Here is a 696-nt window from a genome sequence, read left to right on the forward strand (position 1 = left end):
TGACCTGTGCCAAGATTTCGGACACGGGAAAGTGGGGGATTTCACGCTGCTATGGGCAGCTTCCCCCAGCCCGGGGCGGTCCTCGCGAAGAAGGTGTCCATGAGCTCGCCGGGTACCTGGTAGCCCATCGTCGAATGGGGTCTTCTGCGGTTGTAGAAAACCTCGATGTAGTTGAAAACCGCCCGCCTAGAATCGGCCCTGGTCTTGAAGCTGCGTCTGTAATACATCTCGTTCTTCAACGTCGCAAAGAAGGATTCTGCCACCGCGTTGTCGTGGCAGTTGCCGGTCCTAGAGCATGAGAGCCTTACGTTGTTTTCTTCGGCCCAGTCCAAAAGCATTCGGCTGGTGTACTGGGAACCCCTGTCGGAGTGGAATACGGCGTTTTTGGCCACATATCCGCGCCCCTTGGCGTTTCCCAAGGCGGCAACGACGATGTCGGCCGTCATGCGCTCGGACATCGACCAGTTCACGACCATGCGGGTGGCAAGGTCGATCACGGTTGCCAGGTAGAGCCAGCCCTCGCCCGTGCGCAGGCAGGTGATGTCCCCGCAGAGCTTGACGGTAGGCACCGGGGCCGTGAAGTCGCGCCTGATGAGGTCTTTTTACCCTTCACTCTGGGGTCCTGGATAGTTGTCCTCTTGCCTGTGTTTGGGGTGCAGCCACGTATGCCCAGCTCGCGCATGAGCTTGCGCACCC

At 59.5% G+C, this 696-nt stretch carries 1 protein-coding gene; it reads right to left on the reverse strand.

Annotated features, from left to right (window positions below; all coding sequences use genetic code 11):
• Positions 1–41: 41 nt before the first annotated feature.
• Positions 42–569, reverse strand: coding sequence for an IS3 family transposase (locus tag HMPREF9069_RS09775; RefSeq protein ID WP_021626225.1), 528 nt, complete (start codon positions 567–569; stop codon positions 42–44).
• Positions 570–696 lie beyond the last annotated feature (127 nt).

This window comes from Atopobium sp. oral taxon 810 str. F0209 (genome assembly GCF_000466405.1).
In the GTDB taxonomy this organism is placed as follows: domain Bacteria; phylum Actinomycetota; class Coriobacteriia; order Coriobacteriales; family Atopobiaceae; genus Olegusella.